This window comes from Pedobacter sp. HMWF019, assembly GCF_003061025.1.
GTDB lineage: Bacteria > Bacteroidota > Bacteroidia > Sphingobacteriales > Sphingobacteriaceae > Pedobacter.
Genome location: NZ_QAIL01000112.1, coordinates 1 through 8,096 on the forward strand (window position 1 = coordinate 1; position 8,096 = coordinate 8,096).

Here is an 8,096-nt window from a genome sequence, read left to right on the forward strand (position 1 = left end):
ACTCAAATAAATATTTCCGATAAATTCTTCAAGTATTTAATAGATGGCCAGAAAAAAGGAAATGAGGAAATCAAAAAGATGAAAGCCAAAGATCCAAATATGGAATTACCACAAATAACTCCGGAATATTTGCAGGCTTTACTACGATAGTTTATTAACAGTCAATTTAGTCGAAAGAAGATAAGCTTTCCTCCAAATACATACATCTACCTGCTTATTTATCTTTTTCTATTTTCTTTAATCTGTTATCAATTGAAAAAAGATAAAAAGACAGACCGATAAATATTACGGCGATGGTACCAACCACCACATTGATCTTTTCAGAACTACATAACGTATCGATTACTTGTGCGCATGAAGACGATTGAGCGAATAGGTTAAGTGAACTTAATATTAAAGCAGGGATTATTATCATTTTCTTCATTTGTAATTATATTTAAAGTCAGCTGCTTCCATATAGGAAGGCAGCCGACAGGTTAAGACAGGATATATACCGTTTCTTTCTAATCAATTGAATTAAACAGGGGAGTTGCAAGATTGGAGGAAAACATCTGTAAAATTGGAGAAGGTTTGATTTGCGGCTTCTATAACTTCTTGCTCGGAATCCTCATGAATATACCGGTCCAGTACCGCAGTAAAGGAAGCCCATTTAGCGCCGGTTTCTGAACCGTATCCCCCAAAAAAAGAAATACCTTTTCGCACCCCATACCGAGCGAGTATCTGGATGATAATTTTGCCTCCCATCACAGAACCTTCCATTACATAAAGAGCCCCCAGCGCTTTAACCGTATTGTCAATTGTAAGAACCGATAGCTCCGGCAGTCCTTTTAATTCAGCTCCAAGGCTTACGATATCATTCGCAAGGCTGATGGCATGTCTTCTTTCCGTATAGTCGGGCAGAACTTCAGTAGATATATATGGCATGATAGCTTTTTCCAGACGGCTGAAATACGCATAAAATATTTTCAGCAGATCTGCATAATCTTCGTTGCTGCGAATGTTTTTTAGTCGAGCGACTACCAATTTTTCTAATTGCTGATGCGCTGCTGCAGTTTGTTTTCTTAATTCTTCTTGTATCATAACACTTTAATTTTATAGTTAACTTTTTTCAATCAATTTACCCCACCACCCAGGCTGCGGTACAAATCGGTAATAGCCGAGAGCTCCTGCCGCTTGATGGAAGCCAAATCCAGCTCGTTTTGCAATACGTTTTTCTGCGCGGTGATTACCTCCAGATAGTTCGCCATGCCGTTTTGAAAAAGCAAGCCAGCATTCGCAGTCGCTTGCTTAAGCGTTGCGACACGTTTGGCCGCGATAAGGTACTGCTGTTTTAATTTTCCGATTCTTACCATTGCATCTGATACCTCACCAACTGCTTTTGATATGGTTTGCCGAAAAAGAATAACCGTTTTCTCCCGCTCGATACCAGCTAATTTATATTGTGTACTCAATTCTTTATGTTGCAGCAACGGCTGTAGTATACCCGCTCTAACTACGCCAAAGAGTGAGCCGGGAATATTGAACCAATCACTTGCTTTCAGTGCATTAGCACCACCGCTGGCAGTGATCCGCAGTGCTGGGTACATTTGAGCCTTACTGATCCCCAATTTCGCATCCGCAATGACCAGATCTAATTCACGGCTTCTTACGTCTGGTCGCCGGCGAAGCATTTCCGATGGAACGCCAGCTGAAAGTTCATCAGGGAACTTGATGTCGCTGAGGATGACATGTCGATTGATGCTGCCCGGCAGCTGGCCCGTAAGGATATGCAATGCATTTTCCTGTAATGCCATTTCTTGTTCGAGCTGCGGAATAAGACCTGTCACAGTAAGTTGTTGTGCCTGAGCCTGCTGAACAGCCAGTGAGGTAGCTTGGCCGGTATTATATTGCACACTTACTATGCGCAATGTACTGTCACTTAACGCCGTGTTATATCGTGCAACCCGTAACTGTTCGTCCAGCATGAGCAGGTTGAAATAGCCTTTGGACACCCTGGCAATAAGATCAGTCTGCAAGGTTTTTCTTGCTTCATCACTTTGCAGGTAGGCTGCAAGCGCGGCCTTATTGGTGTTGCGTATCTTCCCCCAAATATCAGCTTCCCAGGAGAGGCTTGCACCAATAGAATAATCTTCCATGTGATTGGAACCAAAAAACTGGGAGGTAGTCAAACCGTTGAGGCTGTATTTCGATGGAATACTCGTACTGGCCGTGGCATTGAAGTCGAGGCTAGGCACATTGTTCCATTTGGATTGCTTTACAACTTGCTGCGCTTGCTCTATATTTTTTAACGCGATAAGCATATCGAAGTTTTTGATCAGGGCACTGTCGATCAGCACATGTAACCCTTCGTCGGGAAAAAAGCTTTTCCATGGCATGGCACTTATACCCGCAGTGTCTTTCACTGCCACATTATTGAAGCTAACCGGCAACTCAGGTTTGGGGGCCTGTATATCTGCAGAGATCTTACAACTTGCAACCATAAAAAGCAAGCCGATCATTAAGATGATTCGATTATAGTTTTTCATTGAATATTTTCAGGAGTTAAACACTTTTTAATTGACTATTTCAGTTTCAAGTACCAGTTTGTGTTCCAAATGAACCTTTTTACCAGCAACTTTTTCATGAAGGCCCTGAAAAACCACAAACAAAACCGGTATAATAAATAGCCCCAGGACAACCCCGCCTAGCATACCTCCGGCTGCGCCGATACTAATCGAATGATTACCCATGGCAGAAGGACCGGTAGCCCGCATCATAGGAGAGATACCTGCCACAAACGCAATGGATGTCATAATAATCGGCCGAATGCGAAGTCTGGCAGCCTCCAGTGCAGATTCCACCAGTGTGTGGCCGGCATGTCTGCGCTGCACGGCAAATTCTACGATCAGGATCGCATTTTTTGCCAATAATCCGATCAGCATAATCAAGGCAACCTGGATGTAGATATTATTGTCAATGCCAGTCATACCAATTGCCATAAAAACCCCTATAATACCAGTAGGTACAGAAAACACTACGGCCAGTGGAAGAATATAGCTGTTATATTGGGCACACAACAAGAAGTACACGAATAACAGGGAAAGGATAAAGATGACTACGGACTGGCCGCCAGAAGAAATTTCTTCTCTTGTCATCCCTGAAAATTCGTAAGAATAACCAGCAGGTAACACATTTGCGGCTACTTCGCGAACGGCCTGAATCGCATTTCCTGTGCTGTAACCAGGTTTCGGAAGAGCATTGACACCTATTGAATTGAATAAGTTATAACGGGTGATTGCTTCGGGCCCATATACTCTTTTCAACGTTATCATGGTATTCACAGGGACCATGTTACCCGATTTGTTCTTTACATAAATTTCATTCATGGAGGCCGGATCTGCACGCTCTTCCTTCTCTGCTTGTACCATAACCCGATAATATTTACCGAAGCGGTTAAAATCAGAAACCTGAGCACTACCGAAATAGGACTGCATGGTGCTTAGCACATCCTTTTCATCCACCCCCAGCTGCTCGATCTTTTCATGGTCCAGGACCATTTCATATTGGGGATAATCTGCACGAAATGTGGTGAACGCAACAGCAATTTCCTTGCGCTTCATTAATTCGGCAATAAAGCGGTTCGCAATTCCACCAAATTTATCCAGCTTGCCACCTGCTTTATCCTCCAGAACAAAATCAAGCGCATCAACATTACTGAACCCCGGTACAGTCGGGAAAGAAAACACGAAGAACTGTGCGCCTTTAATAGTGGAAAGACGCTTTTGCAATTCAGCCATATTTGCTGCAACATCATTCATTTCACCACGTTCACCATCCTTTTTCATCCTGAAAAAGGCAACCCCCGAGGATGGGCTGGTAGAATTGGTCAACACATTAAAACCTGCCACTTCATTGAAGGCAAATTTTGCCTTCATATCCCTCACTTTGTCCGCCGCTTCATCAAGAATGGCCTGAGTTCTATTCATAGAAGAGCCTGGAGGAAGGTTCACCGATATGGCTATAAAACCCAAATCTTCAGATGGAATAAAACCTGTAGGCGTTCTGCGAATCAGCCAGCCGGTAATCAGTACAATAAGTACAAGTCCACCAAGACTGGCCCACTTGAACTGGATCATCTTTTTAACCCCTCTAACATATTTGTCGGTCACATTTTCAAATCCTTTATTGAAAGCAAAGAAAAACCGCTGTTTGAAGCTCGTGGGCTTTTCATGATGATCATGGTTTACATCTTTTAACAATAAAGCACATAATGCCGGACTTAGTGTTAGTGCATTCAATGCAGATATGGAAATAGCAATTGCGAGGGTGAACGCAAACTGACGGTAAAATACCCCTGCAGAGCCTTTCATAAAACCAACAGGAAGGAATACAGCAGCCATTACCAAGGTAATTGAAACAATCGCACCGGTGATTTCATGCATTGCGGTTGTGGTGGCTTTCTTTGGCGTCATGTTCCGATGCTCTAATTTGGAATGCACAGCCTCGACGACAACGATGGCGTCGTCCACAACAATACCAATAGCAAGTACAAGTGCAAATAAGGTCAGGAGATTAATGGAAAATCCAAACACAGACATAAAGAAGAAGGTCCCAATAAGGGCAACAGGAACAGCTATTGCAGGAATCAGCGTCGACCGGAAGTCTTGCAGGAATATATATACTACAATAAAAACAAGGATAAATGCTTCGAGCAAAGTATGCTCAACCTGATCTATGGATTGATCCAACATATCCTTTGTATTGTATAGTATTTGCTGTTTAATTCCCGGCGGAAAATCCTTCTCAGCTTTTTTTAGGAATTCTGCAACCTTGGTTTGTATTTCCCTTGAATTGGAGCCAGGCAATTGTATGACCTGGAACAGAATACTTTGCTTATCGTTAACGGTATTGAGCGAATTATATGTATAGCTACCCAATTCGACCTTAGCGACATCTTTGAGTTTCAGGATGCTTCCATCCGGATTCGATCTGATGATCATATTCCCATATTCCTCTGGTTTGGTATATTTTCCTGAGTACTTGAGCACATATTCAAAAGAGCGGTCACTGGACTCTCCAAATCTTCCCGGCGCGGCCTCCTGATTTTTACTTTTAACAGCTGCCATTACCTCAGTTGGGGTGACATTGTAAGCAGCCATTTGTGCTGGTTTGAGCCAAATGCGCATCGAGTAATCCCTGTTGCCGCCATAAAGGGTCACTTGCCCAACACCCTGTATCCGTTTAAGCTCCGGTATCACGTTGATTTGCGCGTAATTGGTCAGATAAGTTGCATCATACAACTTGGGCTTTTCACTCATCAGGTTAATTGCCATAATGAGCGAATTCTGTACTTTTTGAGTGGTGATGCCAGCCTGAACCACCTCTAAGGGTAAAAGTCCGGTTGCAGATGATACCCGGTTCTGTACATTTACCGCTGCCTGGTCAGGATCAGTGCCCAGCTTAAAATAAACGGAGATCGTTAAGGTTCCGTCGTTACTCGAAGTGGAACTCATATAAGTCATATTTTCGACACCATTGATTGCTTCCTCCATTGGCGGGGCTACTGCGCGTACCATAGTTTCCGCATTTGCGCCAGGATAATTGGCTGACACCTGTACCACAGGAGGAGCAATATCCGGGAATTGTTGTACGGGCAGATCCATGAGACCTACCACACCGAGAATGACCAGCATGATGGAAACCACTGTGGCGATAACCGGCTTATCGATAAAAACTTTTAACATGATTTTATAATTGGGGGTTAATTGCTGGCCAGGTTTTCATTTGATTTTTCAGGTTTAACAGACATCCCGTCTTTGAGGGATTCCAGTCCCTTTAATATCAGACGATCACCTGTCTTTAGACCATCGGAGATGTAATAGGTATTTCCAACAGAACCGGAAATGGTTAAAGCAACTTGTCGGGCCTTATTGGCCTTATCAACTATAAACGCAAAGACTTTGTCCTGCATTTCGAAGGTTGCTGCCTGAGGCACTGCACTTACACCAGATTGTTTCAGTCCCAGTTTAATCCTGCCCGAATTCCCTGAACGAAGCAAACCTTGTTTGTTTGGGAAAGTTGCCCGCAGGGTGATTGCTCCGGTAGATTTATCAAATGTAGCATCCACCATATCCAGTCTGCCAGCTTGCGGATAAGCAATACCACCGGAAAGCATCATGGTTACTGCTGAAGTATTTTTTAATTTTTCCCCGATAGAGGTGCCCTTCAAACCGTCTTTGAAGGCAACAAAATCGGCTTCACCAATAGAAAAGTAGGCATGCACTTCGCTGTTATCCGACAAATAAGACAACGGCTGAGTGTCCGACGGGCTAACCAGACTGCCGGTTTTCTTAGCGAGACGACCAATATAACCGCTTACAGGAGCTTTAATTGTTGCAAAACCAAGAGTTATTTTAGCATTTCCGGTTTTGGCCAAAGCTTGTCTTTCACGGGCAGCCGCAGCATCATAAGCCGCTTGTGCGGTCTTTAACTGATATGGAGAAACGACTTTATTTTGTACTAGCGCAGTCAATTTTTCTATTTCAATTTTTGCTGTTGCCACTTCTGCTTTGGCAGCCAATAATTCGCCCTGAGCATTGTTGTATTCTTCCTGGTACGGGCGTGCGTCAATCTGGAAAAGTGATCTTCCTTTTTCGACGTAAGCACCTTCTTCTACAAATATTTTATCCAGAATTCCTTTAACCTGCGAGCGGATCTCCACATCTGTCTGGCCTTCAAGTTTTGCAGGATATTCTGTATAAACCACCGTATCGGTCTGGTTTACTATTGCCACCGGAACTTCAGGTGCAGTCGCGTTCTGCGCCTGTTGATTCCCTGTGCAGGAAGAAAATATGATAGCTGGAATTATCATTCCATGTAACAGATTTTTTTTCATAAAAAATTGATTTGATATATTAGAAATGTGTGATAAAGTTTCTTTGTTGAATTAGTTTAAGGATAAGGGAGTTACGGTTGTATTGTAAATTGGTATGGATAGATTAAACATACTAATCAGTATGTTTTTGGGCGTGTAATCTGCTTACTCATGTTTAGTATTATTCAAAACATACTGCGTGGTATGTTTTTATTCAAAAAAATTAATTCAAAATATCGAGGTATCTCCGAAACTCTTTCAGAAACGAAATATAATAGGGCTTACCTAGTAATTTACCCATATTTCTCACGCCATGGTAAAGTGTTATTACGTTCAATGCAATTTGTTTAGCATCGTGTGTAGTGTCCAGTTGACCCGCCTGTTGACCTCTTATAATTTCTGCTTCAATAGCTCTTTTCCATTTGTTTAGCGATTTTATTAGAGCCATCCTAAATGCGTCGTTCAGAGGCGCCATTTCCTGGATGAGGTTTACTGCGGGACAACCATGCTCGACCGTCAAAAATGGTTGTTCAAAAAGTAATCCTTTAATCATCTCGTAAATATTATCCCTGAAATTAGGGCTAGCCGAAAGAGATTTTTCTATAAGTGGCCAAATTTCATCCTGCATCGCCTCGTCGATCAGCGCTATGCCCATTTCTTCTTTGTTTCGGAAATGGTAATAAAAAGCTCCTTTGGTAACCTGAGTTGTAACCAGAATGTCGTCGATGCTTGTTGCCTGATAACCCTGCTTGTAAATTAACTCAAGTGCCCTTCTAAGAATATCCGATCTTGTCGCTTCCGCTTTTGACATAACATACTAATTGGTATGTTGCAAACATACGGACCTTTTTCCGGGATTTTCTGTTTTTATATGTCATCAGTAAGTAAAAGCAGAAAATGCAGAAATTGCCCAGATTGTTTTACAACGTAGTTATTTTATAAAACTTCTGGCCTTGTACTAGAAATATCAATACCTAACTTTCCAAATTCAGATTGAGCTAAACTGCCATTCCAAACAAAAGGATGCCTCTTGTTGCCAAAATCAAAGTTTTGTATCTATTTGAGAATTGAGTATTTTGTTTCCTAAATACGATAGGTAATTTTTGTACAAAAGTATCATGGGAATATTTAATAATTTATTTGGTTCAAAAAAACAGCCGCAATTAGAAAAGGAAAATAGGGCAGAAGAGGTTCCTGATGAATTGAAAAGATTAAAAAGCAGAGATGGAAATAAGGATAGCAT

The 8,096-nt window shown here is 42.1% G+C and carries 6 protein-coding genes; all 6 read right to left on the reverse strand.

Features of this window, described 5'->3' with window-relative positions:
• Nucleotides 1-214: 214 nt before the first annotated feature.
• The 6 genes from DBR11_RS30090 to DBR11_RS07015 all read right to left on the reverse strand — a co-directional run bounded on the left by DBR11_RS30090 (nt 215) and on the right by DBR11_RS07015 (nt 7,664).
• Nucleotides 215-424 carry a CcmD family protein gene (locus DBR11_RS30090; RefSeq protein ID WP_108550970.1) on the reverse strand — a complete coding sequence of 70 codons (210 nt, stop codon included), beginning with the start codon at nt 422-424 and terminating at the stop codon, nt 215-217.
• Between the two features lie 92 nt (nt 425-516).
• On the reverse strand, nt 517-1,080 hold the full coding sequence (locus tag DBR11_RS06995) for a biliverdin-producing heme oxygenase (protein WP_108550972.1): 564 nt from the start codon (nt 1,078-1,080) through the stop codon (nt 517-519).
• Between the two features lie 32 nt (nt 1,081-1,112).
• Complete coding sequence (locus DBR11_RS07000; protein ID WP_108550974.1) at nt 1,113-2,525, reverse strand: TolC family protein; 1,413 nt, start codon at nt 2,523-2,525, stop codon at nt 1,113-1,115.
• Nucleotides 2,526-2,552: 27 nt separating this feature from the next.
• Entirely contained in the window at nt 2,553-5,723 is a 3,171-nt protein-coding gene (locus DBR11_RS07005; protein WP_108550976.1) for an efflux RND transporter permease subunit, read from the reverse strand.
• Between the two features lie 17 nt (nt 5,724-5,740).
• Nucleotides 5,741-6,874: an efflux RND transporter periplasmic adaptor subunit gene (locus DBR11_RS07010; RefSeq protein ID WP_108550978.1), complete on the reverse strand. Its 1,134-nt coding sequence runs from the start codon at nt 6,872-6,874 to the stop codon at nt 5,741-5,743.
• Between the two features lie 202 nt (nt 6,875-7,076).
• Nucleotides 7,077-7,664 (reverse strand): TetR/AcrR family transcriptional regulator, encoded by a 588-nt coding sequence (locus DBR11_RS07015; RefSeq protein WP_108550980.1) that lies wholly within the window; start codon nt 7,662-7,664, stop codon nt 7,077-7,079.
• Nucleotides 7,665-8,096 lie beyond the last annotated feature (432 nt).

Coding starts and splice junctions, on each gene's coding strand:
- DBR11_RS30090 (WP_108550970.1), bottom strand. CDS start 424: ATGAAGAAAATGATAATAATCCCTGCTTTAATATTAAGTTCACTTAAC.
- DBR11_RS06995 (WP_108550972.1), bottom strand. CDS start 1,080: ATGATACAAGAAGAATTAAGAAAACAAACTGCAGCAGCGCATCAGCAA.
- DBR11_RS07000 (WP_108550974.1), bottom strand. CDS start 2,525: ATGAAAAACTATAATCGAATCATCTTAATGATCGGCTTGCTTTTTATG.
- DBR11_RS07005 (WP_108550976.1), bottom strand. CDS start 5,723: ATGTTAAAAGTTTTTATCGATAAGCCGGTTATCGCCACAGTGGTTTCC.
- DBR11_RS07010 (WP_108550978.1), bottom strand. CDS start 6,874: ATGAAAAAAAATCTGTTACATGGAATGATAATTCCAGCTATCATATTT.
- DBR11_RS07015 (WP_108550980.1), bottom strand. CDS start 7,664: ATGTCAAAAGCGGAAGCGACAAGATCGGATATTCTTAGAAGGGCACTT.